This window comes from Arthrobacter sp. TmtSoilC51 (assembly GCF_055388015.1).
Genome location: NZ_AP035877.1, coordinates 1,909,167 through 1,926,795 on the forward strand (window position 1 = coordinate 1,909,167; position 17,629 = coordinate 1,926,795).

A 17,629-nucleotide genomic window follows, 5' to 3' on the forward strand; every position below is an offset into this window, starting at 1 on the left:
GTGCAATGAGCGATACGACTCAAAAATCCGGCCTCCACGGAGCCGGCGACGACGAATACACGCCCACCGGCACCGACCAGGTGGCTGAAAACCTGGCGGCCCTGGACGATGAAGAGGCCGAACTCCGTGCAGCCACCCTCCGGGCCGGCCTGGATGATTACGACCTCGACGAAGACGACGCCGCGCTGCTTAGCGGCGATTACGACGACGAGGGCGACGAAGGTCCCCTCAAGCTGGATCCGGTGCTTGCCATCATTGGCCGTCCGAACGTGGGCAAGTCCACCCTGGTCAACCGCATCCTGGGCCGCCGCGAGGCTGTCGTTGAGGACACCCCGGGTGTCACCCGCGACCGCGTGATGTACTCCGCGCGTTGGAATGGCCGTAACTTCACGTTGGTAGACACCGGTGGATGGGAACACGATGCCAAGGGCATCCACGCCCGCGTCGCCGAACAGGCCGAGATGGCTGTTGAGCTTGCCGACGCCGTTCTCTTCGTCGTGGATTCCGCCGTAGGCGCGACCGCCACGGATGAAGGCGTCATGAAGATGCTCCGCAAGAGCAAGAAGCCGGTCATCATGGTGGCCAACAAGGTGGATGACTTTGCGCAGGAAGCTGACTCCGCAGCGTTGTGGGGCCTTGGTTTCGGCCAGCCCTACCCGGTGTCCGCCCTGCATGGCCGCGGCGTCGCCGACCTCCTGGACCACGTCATGGACACCCTGCCCGAGTTCTCACTGGTGGAGGGCGTGGAGAGGTCCGGTGGCCCCCGCCGCATCGCCCTGATCGGCCGTCCGAACGTTGGCAAGTCCTCGCTGCTGAACAAGTTGGCCGGCTCCGAGCGCGTTGTTGTAGATCCACTGGCCGGCACTACGCGTGATCCCGTGGACGAGTTCATCGAACTCGGCGGCCGGACCTGGCGCTTCGTGGACACCGCGGGTATCCGCCGCCGCCAGCACATGGCACAGGGTGCCGATTTCTACGCGTCCCTGCGTACTCAGGCCGCACTCGAAAAGGCGGAGGTCGCCGTCGTGCTTCTGGCCGTCGATGAGGTCCTCAGCGAGCAAGATGTCCGCATCCTGCAGTTGGCCATTGAATCCGGGCGTGCCTTGGTACTCGCGTTCAACAAGTGGGACCTGCTCGACGACGAGCGCCGCCGCTACCTTGAGCGCGAAATCGAGCAGGACCTTGCCCACGTTGAGTGGGCTCCCCGCGTCAACATCTCTGCAAAGACCGGTTGGCACAAGGACCGTCTGGTTCCTGCCTTGGACACCGCGCTGGAGAGCTGGGACCGTCGCATCCCCACTGGTCGCCTGAATGCGTTCCTCGGTGAACTGGTTGCTGCCCACCCGCACCCTGTCCGTGGTGGCAAGCAGCCGCGTATCCTCTTCGGCACCCAGGCTTCCAGCCGCCCGCCGAAGTTCGTGCTCTTCACCACCGGCTTCCTGGATCCGGGATACCGGCGCTTTATCACGCGTCGCTTGCGCGAAACGTTCGGCTTCGAAGGCACGCCCATCGAGGTCAACATGCGCGTCCGCGAGAAGCGTGGCAAGAAGCGCTAAATGAGACGGGCATCACAGCCGAGTTTGGCCGTGATGGCGTTGGCACCCTCCAACTTCGTGTAAGCTTTTGGAGGTGGTTCGGCCGGACTGCTTAGGTGGGACTCTTCGGAGGAAAACCTGGGCGGAGAACGGTGGAACCAGCGGGCTGTAGCGCAGCTTGGTAGCGCACTTGACTGGGGGTCAAGGGGTCGCAGGTTCAAATCCTGTCAGCCCGACCATGAAGGCCGGAATCACGTGGAAACACGTGGTTCCGGCCTTTGGTCGTTAATGGTTAAGAAGGGCCCGGGCTTGTTCGTTGCACCCGCCGTTCAGCGCCGGGAAAAACGAACAAGGCCGGGATTCGGCTAAGCCTTCTGGAGCGCTCCGAGCGCGCGTACCAGGGGTTCGAGTTCGGGTACCTGCTCAGCGGCCTCCAGGGCGGACGCCAACGTCTCATCGTGGACCGGCTTGGCGGCCTCGAGGAGCTTCTGCCCGGCCACTGTGAGTTCGGTGTAGATCCCGCGGCGGTCATCGGCGCAGAGGATCCGCGTTAGCAGCCCGCGGTCCTCAAGACGGTTGACCAAGCGGGTGGTCGCACTGCTGGAAAGAGCCGTGGCCCGGGCAAGCTGCTGCATGCGCATGTGCCATCCGTCCTGTCGGCTGAGCGCGTCAAGCACCGTGTATTCCACCACGGACAGCTCACTGGAAGCCTGGAGGGCTTTCTCGAGTTCAGCCTCAATGCTTCCGTGAAGGGCAGCGAGGGTGCGCCATCCCTGTGCCCGTACTTCTACGGCGTCATCCTTGATGCCCACGCTGTTGTGCTCCTGCCTTGGTTTGAGTCTCAGTGCAGCCGCCCGAAAGTAGTTGCTTGCGCAATTAACTAGCGTGTGCAACTATATATACAGCGTCTGCAACTATTATTCTACGGGTTCCCAGGTGCGCACCTCCACCTTTCTCCCGGGGACCATTCCATTTAAGGAGTTCCATATGCCCGCAGGGTTGATTGCCCTCGCCCTCGGCGGATTTGGCATCGGATTGACCGAATTCGTCATCATGGGCCTCTTGCCGGAGGTAGCGGCAGATTTCCGGGTGAGCGAGGCCTCGGCAGGCTGGTTCATTTCCGGCTATGCACTAAGCGTCACGGTCGGTGCCCTCCTGGTTACCGCCGCCGTCACCAGGCTTCCGCGAAAGCCGGTCCTTGTTGGACTGCTTGTCCTGTTCATCGCCGGCAACTTCCTCTCGGCCATCTCCGACTCGTACATGGCAATGCTGCTCGGCCGGATCATCGCGGCGTTGTGCCACGGAGCCTTCTTCGGAATCGGATCGGTTGTTGCGGCCAGCCTGGTTCCTGCCCACAAGAAGGCGGGGGCCATTGCCATCATGTTCACCGGACTCACTGCCGCCAACGTCCTCGGCGTACCTTTCGGCACCCTGCTCGGCCAGAACCTGGGCTGGCGTTCAACGTTTTGGGCCATTACAGGCATAGGCGTCATCGCCCTGCTAGGTGTCGCGTTGATGGTCCAGAAGGGGAGTGGGGATCCGACCAAGGGCCTCCGCGGTGAACTGGGAGCCTTCGCATCCGGCCAGGTGTGGCTTTCCATCGTCGTCACGATTCTGGGGTTTGGTGGCATGTTCGGCGCTTTCACGTACATCGCCTTCACGCTGACTGAAGTTTCCGGATTCGAGCCAGGCGCCGTCCCGTGGCTGCTCGTGATCTTCGGCGGGGGCCTGTTCGTGGGCAACTTCCTCGGCGGCAAGGCCGCTGACAAGGCGCTGGACAAGTCGCTTGTTGCCATTCTGGGCGGGTTGGTGCTGGTCCTGGTCTTCTTCGCCCTCACGGCGTCCAGCAGCATCGCTACCTTGGTCTCGTTGGCCCTCATGGGTGGTTTCGGTTTCGCTACGGTGCCCGGCCTGCAAATGCGCGTGATGCACTTTGCCTCCTCCGCGCCCACCCTGGCATCCGGTGCCAACATTGGCGCCTTCAATCTGGGTAATGCGCTGGGTGCTTGGCTCGGTGGAGTCACAATTTCGGCCGGCCTCGGCTACACCTCGCCCATCTGGGCGGGAGCTGCCTTAACTGTCGCCGCGTTGCTGGTCATGCTTGCCGCCTCTGCAGCAGCCACGCGCAAGGAGGCTATGGCAGCAAAGGCAGCAACGCCCGACGTCGAACGCGAACCTCAGGGGGCCACCGTCTCCTGACGCTTGATACGAGAAAGTGATAGCCCGCCGCGAACGGTTCAAGCGTTCCACGGCGGGCTTTTCAGTTCCCTTTGGCCGACCTATGGCTTGGGGGTGCTGTCCCGGGCTTCCTGCTCTGCGCTCTTCGCAGCCCTGCTACGTTCGTTCTCGGCCTGCTTCAACACCTTCATTTGCTTGCCCCGCCTGCGCCAAAGGGCCCCAAGAACAGTGAGCACAACAAAAATCACGGCAGCCGCTACGGCCGAGATTGCCGTCCACGTGGTGAAGAAGCCGGCATCCACGCTCAAGGTGCGTTGTCCCGCGTGGGCGGATTCCGTTGTGCCGAAGACGATGCCCGCAGTCAAGAGGTTCGGCGTGGCGATCGCCACCGCTACAAGCAGGATCACGATCTTCCACGGCCAGGCGATGACTTTGTGCGTAGCCTGCCACGCCACCAAGAGCGGAATGAAGGTGAAGACGAAGCCGTAAAACATGCCCACCAGTACGCTTGCGCCGAGATCGCGCCGGATCTGTCCTGCTATGACGTCGGACCACCACCGGGGGAGTATGGCCCCAAGAATGAAGTAGGCGGCCACAGCGACAAGCAATGCCACCAGGATCAGAATTATTTTCACGCCCCAATTGCGTTTTTTCCGAGCCGGTACTTGTGCTTGTTCAGTCATGGGTCAATCATGGCAGAGACCTCATCAGGCACGGGGGAATTGTGCCTATACTTTCAGCGGTGGCCGGATGCCCGGGCCGCCGTCGAGATCCGTAAATGTCCCGATGAAAGGCGACCCATGAGCAATATCCCAGCCGATCTTTCCTACACCGCAGAGCACGAATGGGTTTCAGCACCTGACGCCGATGGCGTGGTGCGGATTGGTATTACCGACTTCGCGCAGGACGCCCTGGGCGACGTTGTCTACGCCCAGATGCCGGAACCCGGGACCAAGATCACCGGGAATGAAGTTGTTGGCGAGGTTGAATCCACCAAGAGCGTCAGTGATATCTATGCCCCTGTTAGCGGCGAAGTCATTAATCGGAATGACTCACTGGACCAGGATCCGGCACTCATCAACTCCGATCCTTACGGCGACGGTTGGCTTTTTGAAGTAAAGCTTGCAGAAGCCGACGCAGTGGATTCCCTGCTCAGTGCATCGGAGTACGAACAACAGGTAGGCTAAAGTTATCTGGCCCGCCCGGCTGCATTCCTTTAGCTGGGGACGCGGGAAGGCGGGCCAGCAACCGATTTGCCCGGCGGTACCGGGAGGCGGAAGTGGCTGGCAGAGTATGGAACTGCTGGCGGATGAGGAGGAAATTCCATGGTTGGCGGCGAACAGAATCAAGCCAATGTCGGGAAAGGCGCGGACGAGCAACCTTCGTCGGAGACCACCTCGATCAGCATCACGCCAACGTGGGATGAGCCAAGCGTTGCCCCCAGGCTTGCACCCGAAGAGCGTGCCTCCGTTGATGCCCTGCCGCCGGACTCTGCCTTGCTCATTGCGCACAGCGGACCAAACGCGGGAGCCCGGTTCCTCCTGGACGCCGATACCACGACGGCCGGCCGGCACCCCGATGCCGACATCTTCCTGGATGACGTCACTGTGTCCCGGAAGCACGTAGAGTTCCACCGCACCCCAACGGGCTTCGAACTCGTGGACATGGGTAGCCTCAACGGAACCTACGTGAACCACGACCGCGTGGACCGTGTGCAGCTGAAGAGTGGCAATGAGGTCCAGATCGGCAAGTTCCGTCTGACCTACTACTTGAGCCCTGGCCGCCCGGCTGGCCAAGTCTGACCCCGGGGTACCTGCCTGTGGCAATGGCCCAGCCGGAACGTCGCGGACCGCAGGTCCTGAACATAGGGGAAGTCCTGGCTCAATTGAGCGACGACTTTCCCGGGATGACAGCGTCCAAAATCCGCTTTCTTGAGGAAAAGGGCCTCATTAATCCCAAGCGGACCCCTGCGGGGTACAGGCAGTACGCGGACAGTGATGTTGAGCGCCTCCGTTTTGTCCTTGCCCTGCAGCGTGACCAGTACTTGCCACTCAAGGTCATCAAGGATTACCTGGACGCGATCGATCGCGGGGAACGGCCCGAGAACCTGCCTCCGGGCGTCACGGTGTCCCCCCGGGTGGTTTCGGCGGAAATGGCTGCGGAAATCCAGGGGCGCGCCCGCGCGTTGACCGAAGAGCAACTCCGCACCGAATCGGGCGCAAGCGTGCCTTTGCTGGAATCGCTCCTGAGTTTCGGACTGATCAGCCACGTTGGCGGCAAGTTCGACGAACACGCCCTCCAGGTGGCGCGCGCCTGCGTCCAATTGGAGGGTCACGGCCTGGAGCCACGCCACCTCCGGCCGTTCCAGGCTGCAGCCGAACGCGAGTTCGGCCTGGTGGAAAGGGCAGTTGCGCCCCTGACGTCCCGCCGCGACGCCGCGTCCCAAGCACGCGCTGCCGAGGCAGCGCGTGAAATCAGCGAACTGTGCCTGACACTGCACAGGGCGCTTGTCCACGACCGTATCTCCCGGATGGACACCTGATGATCGAAGTTGAAATTGTCGGCGTCCGGATCGAACTGCCGTCCAACCAGCCCTTGGTACTCCTGCGGGAAATCAAGGGGGAGCGGCACGTCCCCATCTGGATCGGCACACCTGAAGCCAGTGCCATCGCCTTGGCCCAGCAAGGCGTTGTCCCACCGCGGCCGATGACTCACGACCTCCTGATCGACGTCGTAGAGTCCTTGGGGCATTCCATCATCAGCGTCAACATCGTGGCAGTCGAAGACAACATCTTCTATGGACAGCTGCAATTCGACGACGGCACCGTGGTCAGTTCGCGCGCTTCTGATGCGTTGGCGCTTGCATTGCGGGCGAAGTGCCGCATTTGGTGTGCGGACGCTGTGATGGACGAGGCCGGGGTCCGGATCACCGAGCACGACGAAGGCGAAGATTCAGAGCCAGGTCCCAGCGTGGACGAAGAACGTGAAATGCGGCGTTTCCGGGAGTTCCTGGACGACGTCGAACCTGAGGATTTCGAAGGCTGAGCCACCCTAAGCCTAAAGTTGAGGGTGAAACTTTCGACACGACCGGATTTTGCGCCCGGGGTCTTTGACCTAGGGGCCTCCCGGGCCTAACGTCGAAGGTATCAAGTTCCCGTTGCATACACTGCCCGCGCAAGTCACACTGGAAGGTGCGGCTTGTGGGAATTACACGGCTGAATTTCGGCGTTGTGATCAGTGGTACGCACCGTCCCCAAGGGAACTGAGAACAAGGAGGTCACGTGAGTCCGAAAGGCGAAGCAGGCGAGCTGAAGCAGGCCTCGACCGGCATTGCTGCGCCCGCATCCGGCGCCCAAGGTTTGCTCTTCACAGAGGACCTTCCTGTGCTGGACGAGGACGCGGGCTACCGCGGCCCGACTGCGTGCAAGGCTGCAGGTATCACGTACCGTCAGCTGGACTATTGGGCGCGCACGGGCTTGGTTGAGCCAGCCGTCCGCGGTGCTGCGGGTTCCGGCTCGCAACGCCTCTATGGTTTCCGGGACATCCTGGTGCTCAAGGTGGTCAAGCGTCTGCTTGACACCGGTGTGTCCCTGCAGCAGATCCGCTCAGCCGTCGAGCACCTTCGCGAGCGCGGCGTTGAAGATCTCGCTCAGATCACCCTGATGAGCGATGGCGCGAGTGTCTACGAATGTACCTCTGCCGATGAAGTCATTGACCTCGTGCAAGGCGGACAGGGTGTCTTTGGTATTGCCGTGGGACGTGTATGGCGGGAAGTTGAGGGAAGCCTTGCCGCGCTTCCGAGCGAACACGCCGCAGAGCAGTCCTTTCCGGACGACGAATTGAGCAAGCGGCGCGTTGCGCGCCGTATCGGTTAGAGCGCCCCACCAAACCTGGTTGCTACCTCACCGAATCTGGTTCTTAACGAAGAAGCCGCCTCCTAGGCATAGGAGGCGGCTTCTTCCGTTGTGGCTGCTGCCGGCACGTGCTGCTGCTGGCAGTTGCTCTGGCTGGAACATAGGGAGGCTAGCGCCGTTGGCGATCCCGGGTGGCCGTTTGGCCTTGGAGCAGGCTCTGCAGGAGCGCATCGAAGAGCTTTGCGGAGTTCTTGGCTGAATCCCCTGGCCAATGGTGTACCGAATGGGCCGCCCCTTGGATCTGCTGCCAGTTGGCTTGCTCGGGGATGTGCGGCGTCAACAGCAGTTCCCCGAACATGGATTCCATCTCAGCCAGGCGGAACGTGTGCTCTGCCGATCCGGTGCGGACCCGGTTGGCAACGATCCCGGCCGGGGCCAGGTTGGGAGCAAACTCCTGCCGGAACAACTGAATGGCGCGCATGGTCCGCTCGGTGCCGGCGACTGAGAAGAGGCCGGGCTCGGCGACGAGTACTACGCGGTCGCTCGCGCTCCATGCCATCCGTGTGAGCCCGTTCAACGAAGGCGGGCAATCGACAAGGATAAGTTCGTAGTTGGTTGTTCCTGCAAGGACGGCCGAGAGCCTGCGTAAGTCCCGGCGACCGAGGTCCGGACGGTCATAGATGCCCGTGAACGCCGATCCGACAGCCACGTCAAGCGTGCCGCCGCTGGAACCGTTGGAGACCCAGCTGCTGCTGGCAACGTTCTCGGGGAGTTTGGCTTTTCGGGGGCTCTTGAGCATGTGGCCAATATCCAGCTGCTCGCCGCGCTGGACACCGAGTGCCGTCGTAGCATCGGCATGGGGATCGAGGTCCACCACGAGGGTTGGAATGCCGGCTGCGAGGGCCGCGGACGCCAGGCCGGTGGTCACGGACGTCTTTCCCACTCCGCCTTTGAGGCTGCTGATGCTGACTACTTGCACTTGAAAACCCAAAACCTAACGCCGGTTGCCGTATCGCGCTGTTTTCCGCTCCGGGACCGCCGGAGCCGGGGCTTGCCGAAGCCCCTCCAACATCATATGGGGCAGGGCCGTGGATTCCCGCTTTCTACGCGCCCGGGCGCTTGGGGGATAGTGCTGGTAATAGCACGGTGGGGAGTCGCGCGCACGCATATACAGCCCAGATGACGATTCCATTGTGATGGTTGCCACAAAGATTTGTGTTTGATGCTGGCGGCACTACACACTGTGACCACCGACCGATCCACCCGCAATGATGCAGGAGAAGTATGTTTTCGAAAATTCTGGTGGCCAATCGCGGCGAAATCGCGATCAGGGCGTTTCGCGCTGGTTATGAACTGGGCGCCAAGACCGTAGCCGTCTTTCCGCACGAGGATCGTAACTCGATCCACCGGCAGAAGGCCGACGAAGCTTACCTGATCGGCGAGGTGGGCCACCCCGTCCGCGCCTACCTGGACGTCGAGGAGGTTGTCCGCGTCGCCAAGGAAGCCGGCGCCGACGCCATTTACCCCGGCTATGGCTTCCTCTCGGAAAACCCCGACTTGGCGCGTGCAGCAAAGGCCGCGGGGATCACCTTCGTAGGCCCGCCTGCGGAGGTCCTGGAGCTCGCAGGCAACAAGGTTGCCGCACTGGAAGCTGCCCGCAGGGCCGGTGTCCCGGTGTTGAAGTCGAGCAAGCCGTCAAAGGACCTCGACGAACTGATCGCGGCAGCAGACGAAATCGGCTTCCCGATCTTCGCCAAGGCTGTGGCCGGCGGTGGTGGACGTGGCATGCGTCGCGTGGAGACACGTGAAGCCCTCCCCGAAGCCCTGCAGTCAGCAATGCGCGAGGCCGATGCCGCCTTCGGCGATCCCACCATGTTCCTTGAGCAGGCCGTGCTGCGTCCGCGCCACATCGAAGTGCAGATCCTGGCGGATGCCGAGGGCAACGTGATGCACCTGTTCGAGCGTGACTGTTCCTTGCAGCGCCGTCACCAGAAGGTCGTGGAAATCGCGCCCGCACCGAACCTGGATGAAAACATCCGCCAAGCGCTCTACCGTGATGCAGTGGCCTTCGCCAAGGCCCTGAACTACGTCAACGCCGGAACCGTCGAGTTCCTGGTTGACACCGAAGGCGAGCGTGCAGGCCAGCACGTCTTCATCGAAATGAATCCCCGCATCCAGGTGGAGCACACCGTCACCGAGGAAATCACCGATGTGGACCTCGTCCAGGCGCAGATGCGCATTGCCTCCGGCGAGACCCTGGCAGATCTCGGGTTGAGCCAGGAAACGGTCTCCATCAAGGGTGCCGCCCTGCAGTGCCGCATCACCACAGAGGACCCGGCCAACGGCTTCCGTCCTGACGTCGGAAAGATCACGGGTTACCGCTCAGCTGGTGGCGCCGGCGTGCGTCTCGACGGCGGCACGGTCTACTCCGGCGCCGAGATCAGCCCGCACTTCGACTCGATGCTCGTCAAGCTGACCTGTCGTGGCCGCGACTACCCGGCCGCCGTTGCCCGTGCGCGACGCGGCCTGGCGGAATTCCGCATCCGTGGCGTGTCCACCAACATTCCTTTCCTGCAGGCCGTGCTCGCCGATCCGGACTTCAACGCCGGCAACGTGGCCACGGACTTTATCGACAAGCGTCCGGAGCTGCTCAAGTCGCACATCTCCGCGGACCGCGGCACCAAGCTGCTGACGTGGCTTGCCGATGTCACCGTCAACAAGCCCAATGGCGAGCTCACGGTCCACTCCGACCCCGCCACCAAGCTGCCCGTCGTTGAAGGTCCGGTCCCCACCTCCGGTTCCCGCCAGAGGCTGCTGGAGCTCGGTCCTGAGGGATTCGCCAAGGCACTGCGCGAACAGCAGGCTGTGGCCGTTACGGACACCACGTTCCGTGATGCCCACCAGTCCTTGCTGGCCACCCGTGTCCGTACCCGCGACCTCGTGGCTGCCGGCCCGGCAGCCACCGCCCTGATGCCGGAGTTGCTTTCGGTGGAGGCCTGGGGCGGTGCAACGTACGACGTCGCGCTCCGCTTCCTTGGCGAGGATCCCTGGGACCGCTTGGCTGCTTTGCGCCAGGCGCTGCCGAACACATGTATCCAAATGCTGCTCCGCGGGCGCAACACCGTTGGCTACACGCCGTACCCGGAAGAGGTGACCGAGGCGTTCGTCAACGAGGCCGCGGCCACCGGTATTGACATCTTCCGCATCTTCGACGCCCTCAACGACGTCAACCAGATGGCTCCGGCAATCCGGGCTGTGCGTGCAACGGGGACTGCCGTCGCAGAGGTCGCACTCTGCTACACAGGCAACCTCCTTGACCCGAATGAGGACCTGTACACCCTCGACTACTACCTGGACCTTGCCCAGAAAATCGTCGACGCCGGTGCCCACATCCTGGCCATCAAGGACATGGCAGGACTCCTGCGTCCCGCTGCGGCTTCCAAGCTCGTCTCGGCCCTGCGTGAGCGCTTCGACCTTCCGGTCCACCTGCACACGCACGACACCGCCGGTGGCCAGCTCGCCACGCTGCTGGCAGCCGTCGATGCCGGAGTCGACGCCGTCGATGTCGCCGCTGCTTCGCTGGCAGGCACGACCAGCCAGCCTGCCGCATCGGCCCTCGTTGCAGCCTTGGCCAACACACCGCGCGATACCGGGCTTAACCTGGCAAACGTCAGTGCGCTGGAACCCTACTGGGAGGCTGTCCGCCGCGTATACGCGCCCTTCGAGTCCGGCCTGCCCGGTCCCACAGGCCGCGTCTACCAGCACGAAATCCCCGGCGGCCAGCTGTCCAACCTTCGCCAGCAGGCCATTGCGTTGGGGTTGGGGGAGCAGTTCGAAGCCATCGAGGACATGTACACGGCTGCAGACCGCATCCTGGGCCGCCTGGTCAAGGTGACTCCGTCCTCCAAGGTGGTGGGCGACCTCGCCCTGCACCTGGTTGGAATCAACGCAGATCCCGCGGACTTCAATGAGAATCCGCAGAACTACGACATCCCGGATTCGGTCATTGGCTTCCTTTCCGGCGAACTCGGCGATCCTCCCGGAGGCTGGCCTGAGCCGTTCCGTACCAAGGCCCTCCAAGGCCGCAGCATCAAGGTGCGTGACGTCGAGATCAGCGCCGAGGACAGTGCCGCGCTGAAGGGTGATTCGAAGACCCGCCAGCACACGCTGAACCGGCTTCTCTTCGCAGGTCCTACCAAGGACTACCTCAAGAGCGTTGAGACCTACGGCAACATCTCCGTGCTGGACACCCGCGATTACCTTTACGGGCTGCAGCGCGGCGCTGAGCACGTCATCGAGCTGGAGAAGGGTGTACGGCTGATCGCGCAGCTGGAAGCCGTCTCCGAGGCCGACGAGAAGGGCATGCGCACGGTCATGTGCACGCTCAACGGCCAGTCGCGTCCGGTCGTTGTCCGTGACCGTTCCGTGGTGAGCAACGTCAAGGCGGCAGAGAAGGCCGACCCCGCACAGCCCGGCCAGGTCGCAGCCCCGTTCGCCGGGGCCGTCACGGTAACGGTGAAAGCGGGCGACGTCGTCAACGCGGGCGACACCGTTGCCACGATTGAGGCAATGAAGATGGAAGCATCCATCACGACGCCTGTGGCCGGCACGGTCTCGCGCCTCGCCATCTCCTCGGTGGAGCAGGTCCAAGGCGGCGACTTGCTGCTGGTGATCGGCTAGCGATCCACCAACGAAAACCCCTTCCGGGAAGAATTCCGGAAGGGGTTTTTCGTTTGCCGCGTTGGGCTTGTTTACTGGAGGTGCCTGGGCCCTAGTGTGCGCGGGGCGCTGAGTACATTTCTTCGATCACGGCCTCAAAGTCCTTCATGACCTGCGCACGCTTGACCTTCAACGATGGAGTGAGGTGGCCGGAGGCTTCCGTGAAGTCCGCCGGAACTATCCTGAAGGACTTGATGGCCTCCGCCTGGGAAACGGACTGGTTCGCTTTGCTGATGAGGTCCTGGACGGCCGCTTTTACTATGGCGTTCTCCGCGGCTTCAGCGAGCGTGGTGCTGGAAGCGAGCCCATGGCGTTCCAGCCATCCCGGCAAAGCCTCTTCATCCAAAGTCACCAAGGCGCCGATGAAGGGACGGTTGTCACCCACCACCAGTACCTGGGAAACCAGGGCGTCCGCGCGGATTTGATCCTCCAACAGCGCCGGAACCACGTTCTTGCCACCTGCAGTGACAATGATTTCCTTCTTGCGTCCAGTGATCTTGAGGAATCCGTTGCTGTCCAGCTCACCGATGTCGCCGGTGCGGAACCACCCATCGGCAAAGGTTTCCTCCGTGAGGTCTTCCCGCTTGTAGTAACCACGCATGACGCAGACGCCCTTGGCGAGGATCTCGCCGTCGTCAGCGATTTTGACGGCGTTGCCGGGAAGCGGGGCGCCCACGGTGCCGATCCTGATCATGGAGGGCGTGTTGACGGAAATCGGGGCCGTGGTTTCCGTAAGGCCGTATCCCTCCAGGATCTGGAGGCCTATGCCCTGGAAGAAGTGGCCCAGGCGTTCGCCCAAAGGGCCACCGCCGGAGACGGCGTGGGCCACGTGGCCGCCCATGGCGTGGCGGAGCTTTCCGTAGACGAGTTTGTCGAAGACCGCATGCTTGATCTTCAAACCCAATCCAAGGGAACCTGCCTGGCGCGCCTTGGAGTACTCAATCGCCGTGTCCACGGCCCGGTGGAAGATGGCGCCCTTGCCGCTGTCCTCCGCTTTTGTCAGCGCTGAGTTGTAGACCTTTTCGAAGACACGCGGTACGGCAAGGATGAACGTTGGCTGGAAGCTTTGGAGATCGGCCAGCAGATGCTTGATATCCGGAGTATGGGCAACTTTGACGCCTCCTGCCACGGCCAGCACGGAGATGAAGCGCGCAAAAACGTGGGCCAACGGGAGGAACATGATGGTCTTGGCCGACTCGTTGATGATCTCGCCAAGTGCCGCACGTGCATTCTCGGAGAGTTCCACGAAGTTTCCGTGGGTCAGCTCGCAGCCCTTGGGCCGGCCCGTGGTTCCGGAGGTGTAAATGATGGTTGCCAGGTCCGAGAGGCCTGCGGCCGAGCGGCGGGCCTCGAGTTCCTCATCCGTCACGCCGGCCCCGGCGGTGCGGAGGGCATCAAGGCCGGCCCCCTCAAGTTGCCAGACGTTGGCCACTGACTGTATGTCTTCGGCGGCGACGGCCTGCCGGATGATGTCCTCGTGGTGCGCGGCTTCACCGAAGGCTGCCACAGCGCCGGAGTCGCCCAGGTTCCATGCCACCTGGGAAGGGGAAGAGGTCTCATAGATCGGGACGGAAACGGCTCCAGCGAACCAGATGGCAAAGTCCACCAAGGACCACTCGTACCGGGTGCGCGACATGATGCCCACGCGGTCGCCGGCGCCCACTCCACTGGCGATAAGGCCCTTGGCCAAGGCTTTGACGTCGGCAAGGAAGTCAGTGGCGCGGATGTCCTGCCACTGTGCATTGCTGTCCAGCTTGGCGAACAGTGCCGGGTTGGAGGCCTTGGCGGCTTCCCGGACTACGAGGTCCGTGATGTTGGTTTCAGGGGCAACATTGACAAGAGGCGGAACACTGAATTCACGCACGGTAGCTCCTTTGATATCCACGGGCCACGAGGGGGCTGGTTCCACTCTAGTATGCCCACTCGCGGAGGTGTGTCCTATTTCACCTACTGGCGAGTAACTTTACGGATGAGCCTCTGTTTCGAGCAACTTGGCGCCATCTGCCGGTTCAGATGTCTGGCTGCCGATGCCAGCAGAATAGGATGTTGGGATGCCTTCACTACGGTCCAGTTCCCGTGCCCGGCCCCGGCCGCCCGTCGCTGCCTTGAAGGACGTTCCCTGGGCTGGGCGCAGGAGTCATTTGGGCAGGCGAGGGCTTGCCATCGGCATCGATATCGGCGGCACCAAAGTAGCTGCCGGCGTAGTCGATGCCGAGGGCAGGATCCTTGCTGAGGCACGCAGGTCCACGCCCGGTGCCGACCCCCGGGCCGTGGAGCAGACAATCGTGGAACTGGTCGACGAGCTCAGCGCGGACCACCGGATTGCCTCCGTGGGTATTGGCGCTGCGGGTTGGATGGACCTCGACGGCGGTACGGTCCTGTTCAGTCCGCATCTGGCCTGGCGTAATGAGCCGCTGAGGGAAAGCCTCCAGACTCTGTTGAGGAGGCCGGTTCTGCTGACAAACGACGCCGACGCGGCCGCATGGGCTGAGTGGCGCTTTGGTGCCGGCCAGGGTGAGAGCCGCTTGGTGTGCATCACCTTGGGCACGGGCATCGGGGGTGCCATGGTGATGGACGGGCGGGTAGAGCGCGGCCGTTACGGCGTGGCTGGCGAATTCGGCCATCAGATCATTTTCCCGGGCGGACATCGTTGCGAATGCGGCAACCGCGGCTGCTGGGAGCAGTACGCGTCGGGCAACGCACTCGGCCGTGAAGCCCGCCAATTGGTGCGGACCAACTCGCCTGAGGGCCGCGCACTCCTGGAACGGGCGGGCGGTGTGGAGGAGAGCATCACGGGCGCTGCAGTCACAGCCTTGGCTCTTGCAGGGGATTCCACTTCGCGGGAACTGCTGGCGGACCAGGGCGAATGGCTGGGCCTGGGGCTGGCGAACCTCGCCGCGGCCCTGGATCCGGGCATGTTCGTGATCGGCGGCGGTTTGTGCGACGCCGGGGACCTGCTTGTCGGGCCTGCTCGTGAGGCATTCGCCAGAAACCTTACGGGCCGCGGATTTCGTCCGATGGCAAGGATTGAGCTTGCCGCCCTGGGGCCCCGTGCCGGCATGATTGGCGCTGCAGACCTTTCCCGGGTCAGTGGCCGTGCCCATAACTAGGCCGGCGGCCCGTGACCAGGCCAGTCGGCTGCCCATGACCAGTCCAGCCGGCAGGGGCACTTAGATGCGTGCGCCGTCGTCGTCCTCATTCTTCTCATGCGGTAGCCGCATGATGAGGTAGATGACGGAAGCTGCAAAGGCCGCCACTATGCCAAGGATGGCCACCAAGGGTGCCGAACGCCAAAACATCGCGGTAAAAAGCAGCGCGAGCGGCCCACCCACGGCACCGATCCATGCCAGCATGGTCAGCGGCTCGGTTCCAACCAGGCTGGGAGGATCCTCGGGGACGAAGCCGTCGTCGTCATCGTCCACCTCGAAATCCCGGGGACCCAGGGACCTGCCTTCCAATTCTTCGGGTCCCCCGTCCGCTGTTTGGGCATCAGGCGTTGCTGCCGCGGCCGGAGACGACAGTCCCAGCGGATCAAAGTCCTTGAAGCCCTTTGGTGCGTCTTCCTTGGCTGGTCCGGCTCCTGCCCCATCAGGTCCCTGCCGACCCCGTTCCGGGGCATCATTGAGCGTCGACGATTCCGTTGCTTCCAGCCGGGCCACCAAATCCAACCAGATGGCGTCGTCATCCTTGTTGGCGCTCTGATCGGCAGAGTTGGGATCAGGCCTGTTCATCGGCTTTGTCCTTCTCGAGGGAAGACCCGTCGCCGGCCAGGGCCGCCATGGTCTTTTGGATGAAGTCGACAGTTCCCGCGAAGATCTCAGGGGCGTCGTTGTCAAGGGTCGCAACATGATGGCTGTTGCCGAGGTACGTGACGTCAACGGGAGCCTGGACCCGTGCCCGGAGGAATTCAAGGCTGGCGTTGGAGATGACATTGTCCACAGTGGATCGGAAGACCCGGACGGGCGATGTAATGCGCGGCAGCATCGCGGCAGTGTCCTTATACATCTTCTTCAACTCGTGGGCCGCCGCAACCGGGGTACGGGCATACGCCCCTTCGTCCTGGTCGGGCTTCAAAATGTCATTGGCGATGGCCGGAGTGCTCTTCATGACGTACTTGAGTGCAGCAACGATGACAGCTCGCGGGTCATCAAGCACCAAGCCCGGGTTGACCACGATGGTGCCGGCCACAGGCCGTGTCGCCGCAATGCGCAGCGCCAGCGTGCCGCCCATGGAGAGCCCGGCCGCGAAAACGAAATCGCATTCGCCAGCCAGTTCCCTGTAGGAATCGTCAACAGCGCGGTGCCATTCGCGCCATGAACGGGTGGCCATATCCTGCCAGGTTGTTCCGTGACCGGGGAGCAACGGAACCCTGACGGCATATCCCGCCGCTGCCAAGTGCTCGGCCCAAGGCCGGACGCTATGCGGGCTTCCCGTGAACCCGTGCGACATGACGACACCAACGCGGGGGCCGGAGCCAGTCCAGTTGCTGAGGAACGGGGAGAAATCGGGAAGCATTTTCATGATGACTCTGAGGCTACTCTGTCCATGGCATGCTGACGGAAAAACTCGGCTGATTCTTCAAAGATGGTGGGTGCATCCACATCCAGGGTGGCCACGTGGCCGCTGGCCGGGAGGGTAACCACCTTGAGCCGGGATGGGTCCATATGCCTGGTGATCATGGCCACGGAACTGGGCGGGACCACACCGTCCATCGAAGACTTGAAGACCAGCGCGGGTGCTTGGATTTGCGGCAGTGCGCGGGTTGCTTGACGGAACAACTTCTTCAGCTCATGCACGGACTTCAACGGCGTCTTCGAGTAGTCACCGTCGTCAGTGGCGGTCGCCGTCGGTTGTTCTTCCTCAATGGGCGAGGTGGTCGGCATGACGTACTTGAGCGCTCCCACGTACCGCACCCGGCGGTCATAGAAACTCAACCCCGGGTTCACCAGGACCAGTCCTGGAACATCGTGCCGTGAAGCGACACGGAGCGCCACGGCCCCGCCCATGGACAAACCTGCCACGAAACACGTTTCGGTCTTGGCGGCAAGGTCCAGATAGCTTCGCTCAAACGTTTTGTACCAGTCCTGCCAGCGGGTGGTAGCAAGATCGTGCCAGCTGGTTCCGTGACCGGGAAGCAAGGGAACTGAAACCGCAAAGCCTTGACCGGCCAGGTACTCCGCCCAGGGCAGGATGCTCAGCGGGCTACCGGTAAATCCGTGGCAGATGGCTACTCCGGTGGAAGCGTTGGCTCCGTGGCCGGAATGGTGGAAGGCGAGCGGCGCGGCTGGTTGGTTGCGTTCCGTCATGGCTCCATCGTGTCACTCTTCGCGACATTTCTCACTG

Annotated in this window: 16 protein-coding genes and 1 tRNA gene; 10 read left to right on the forward strand and 7 right to left on the reverse strand. The window is 62.7% G+C overall.

Features of this window, described 5'->3' with window-relative positions:
* The first annotated feature begins 5 nt into the window (after nucleotides 1–5).
* Complete coding sequence (gene der / locus ACZ5G6_RS08705; RefSeq protein WP_216922908.1) at nucleotides 6–1,556, forward strand: ribosome biogenesis GTPase Der; 1,551 nt, start codon at nucleotides 6–8, stop codon at nucleotides 1,554–1,556.
* A gap of 141 nt (nucleotides 1,557–1,697) precedes the next feature.
* Nucleotides 1,698–1,774, forward strand: a tRNA-Pro gene (locus ACZ5G6_RS08710).
* Between the two features lie 126 nt (nucleotides 1,775–1,900).
* Here ACZ5G6_RS08710 and ACZ5G6_RS08715 read toward each other — a convergent pair.
* Nucleotides 1,901–2,347 (reverse strand): MarR family winged helix-turn-helix transcriptional regulator, encoded by a 447-nt coding sequence (locus ACZ5G6_RS08715; RefSeq protein WP_498690792.1) that lies wholly within the window; start codon nucleotides 2,345–2,347, stop codon nucleotides 1,901–1,903.
* 175 nt (nucleotides 2,348–2,522) lie between these two features.
* Between ACZ5G6_RS08715 and ACZ5G6_RS08720 the strand changes: the two genes are divergently transcribed.
* A complete protein-coding gene (locus tag ACZ5G6_RS08720) occupies nucleotides 2,523–3,734 on the forward strand; it encodes an MFS transporter (protein WP_498690794.1) in 1,212 nt (403 codons plus the stop codon).
* Between the two features lie 80 nt (nucleotides 3,735–3,814).
* Here the strand turns inward: ACZ5G6_RS08720 and ACZ5G6_RS08725 are convergent, their stop codons facing one another.
* Complete coding sequence (locus ACZ5G6_RS08725) at nucleotides 3,815–4,396, reverse strand: hypothetical protein (RefSeq protein WP_498690796.1); 582 nt, start codon at nucleotides 4,394–4,396, stop codon at nucleotides 3,815–3,817.
* A 117-nt stretch (nucleotides 4,397–4,513) separates the two neighbouring features.
* Here ACZ5G6_RS08725 and gcvH point away from each other — a divergent pair, with 117 nt between their 5' ends.
* The 5 genes from gcvH (at nucleotide 4,514) to ACZ5G6_RS08750 (ending at nucleotide 7,588) form a co-directional block, all read left to right on the forward strand.
* Nucleotides 4,514–4,900 (forward strand): glycine cleavage system protein GcvH, encoded by a 387-nt coding sequence (gene gcvH / locus ACZ5G6_RS08730; protein ID WP_216922914.1) that lies wholly within the window; start codon nucleotides 4,514–4,516, stop codon nucleotides 4,898–4,900.
* 138 nt (nucleotides 4,901–5,038) lie between these two features.
* Complete coding sequence (locus ACZ5G6_RS08735) at nucleotides 5,039–5,515, forward strand: FHA domain-containing protein (protein WP_223936657.1); 477 nt, start codon at nucleotides 5,039–5,041, stop codon at nucleotides 5,513–5,515.
* A 23-nt stretch (nucleotides 5,516–5,538) separates the two neighbouring features.
* Nucleotides 5,539–6,255 carry a transcriptional regulator FtsR gene (gene ftsR, locus ACZ5G6_RS08740; protein ID WP_223936658.1) on the forward strand — a complete coding sequence of 239 codons (717 nt, stop codon included), beginning with the start codon at nucleotides 5,539–5,541 and terminating at the stop codon, nucleotides 6,253–6,255.
* Nucleotides 6,255–6,758 (forward strand): bifunctional nuclease family protein, encoded by a 504-nt coding sequence (locus tag ACZ5G6_RS08745; RefSeq protein WP_223936659.1) that lies wholly within the window; start codon nucleotides 6,255–6,257, stop codon nucleotides 6,756–6,758. Before ftsR ends, ACZ5G6_RS08745 begins: the two co-directional genes overlap by 1 nt.
* Nucleotides 6,759–6,994: 236 nt before the next feature.
* A complete protein-coding gene (locus ACZ5G6_RS08750; protein ID WP_216922922.1) occupies nucleotides 6,995–7,588 on the forward strand; it encodes a MerR family transcriptional regulator in 594 nt (197 codons plus the stop codon).
* A gap of 148 nt (nucleotides 7,589–7,736) precedes the next feature.
* Here ACZ5G6_RS08750 and ACZ5G6_RS08755 read toward each other — a convergent pair whose 3' ends face one another.
* Nucleotides 7,737–8,546, reverse strand: coding sequence for a ParA family protein (locus tag ACZ5G6_RS08755; protein ID WP_498690799.1), 810 nt, complete (start codon nucleotides 8,544–8,546; stop codon nucleotides 7,737–7,739).
* Nucleotides 8,547–8,851: 305 nt separating this feature from the next.
* Between ACZ5G6_RS08755 and ACZ5G6_RS08760 the strand changes: the two genes are divergently transcribed.
* Complete coding sequence (locus ACZ5G6_RS08760; protein WP_498690803.1) at nucleotides 8,852–12,247, forward strand: pyruvate carboxylase; 3,396 nt, start codon at nucleotides 8,852–8,854, stop codon at nucleotides 12,245–12,247.
* A 91-nt stretch (nucleotides 12,248–12,338) separates the two neighbouring features.
* On the opposite strand, the gene ACZ5G6_RS08765 is transcribed toward ACZ5G6_RS08760, so the two are convergent.
* Nucleotides 12,339–14,150, reverse strand: a complete 1,812-nt coding sequence (locus ACZ5G6_RS08765) for an AMP-dependent synthetase/ligase (protein WP_498690807.1) — start codon at nucleotides 14,148–14,150, stop codon at nucleotides 12,339–12,341.
* Between the two features lie 187 nt (nucleotides 14,151–14,337).
* Here ACZ5G6_RS08765 and ACZ5G6_RS08770 point away from each other — a divergent pair, with 187 nt between their 5' ends.
* Nucleotides 14,338–15,396, forward strand: coding sequence for an ROK family glucokinase (locus ACZ5G6_RS08770; RefSeq protein WP_498690811.1), 1,059 nt, complete (start codon nucleotides 14,338–14,340; stop codon nucleotides 15,394–15,396).
* A 60-nt stretch (nucleotides 15,397–15,456) separates the two neighbouring features.
* Here ACZ5G6_RS08770 and ACZ5G6_RS08775 read toward each other — a convergent pair whose 3' ends face one another.
* From ACZ5G6_RS08775 to ACZ5G6_RS08785, 3 genes are read right to left on the reverse strand one after another with little or no spacing between them, the layout of a single operon-like run.
* Nucleotides 15,457–16,017, reverse strand: a complete 561-nt coding sequence (locus ACZ5G6_RS08775; RefSeq protein ID WP_498690813.1) for a hypothetical protein — start codon at nucleotides 16,015–16,017, stop codon at nucleotides 15,457–15,459.
* On the reverse strand, nucleotides 16,004–16,807 hold the full coding sequence (locus tag ACZ5G6_RS08780) for an alpha/beta hydrolase (RefSeq protein ID WP_223936665.1): 804 nt from the start codon (nucleotides 16,805–16,807) through the stop codon (nucleotides 16,004–16,006). Before ACZ5G6_RS08780 ends, ACZ5G6_RS08775 begins: the two co-directional genes overlap by 14 nt.
* On the reverse strand, nucleotides 16,804–17,592 hold the full coding sequence (locus ACZ5G6_RS08785; protein ID WP_223936666.1) for an alpha/beta hydrolase: 789 nt from the start codon (nucleotides 17,590–17,592) through the stop codon (nucleotides 16,804–16,806). The genes ACZ5G6_RS08780 and ACZ5G6_RS08785 overlap by 4 nt, the downstream gene beginning before the upstream one ends.
* Nucleotides 17,593–17,629: the final 37 nt, after the last annotated feature.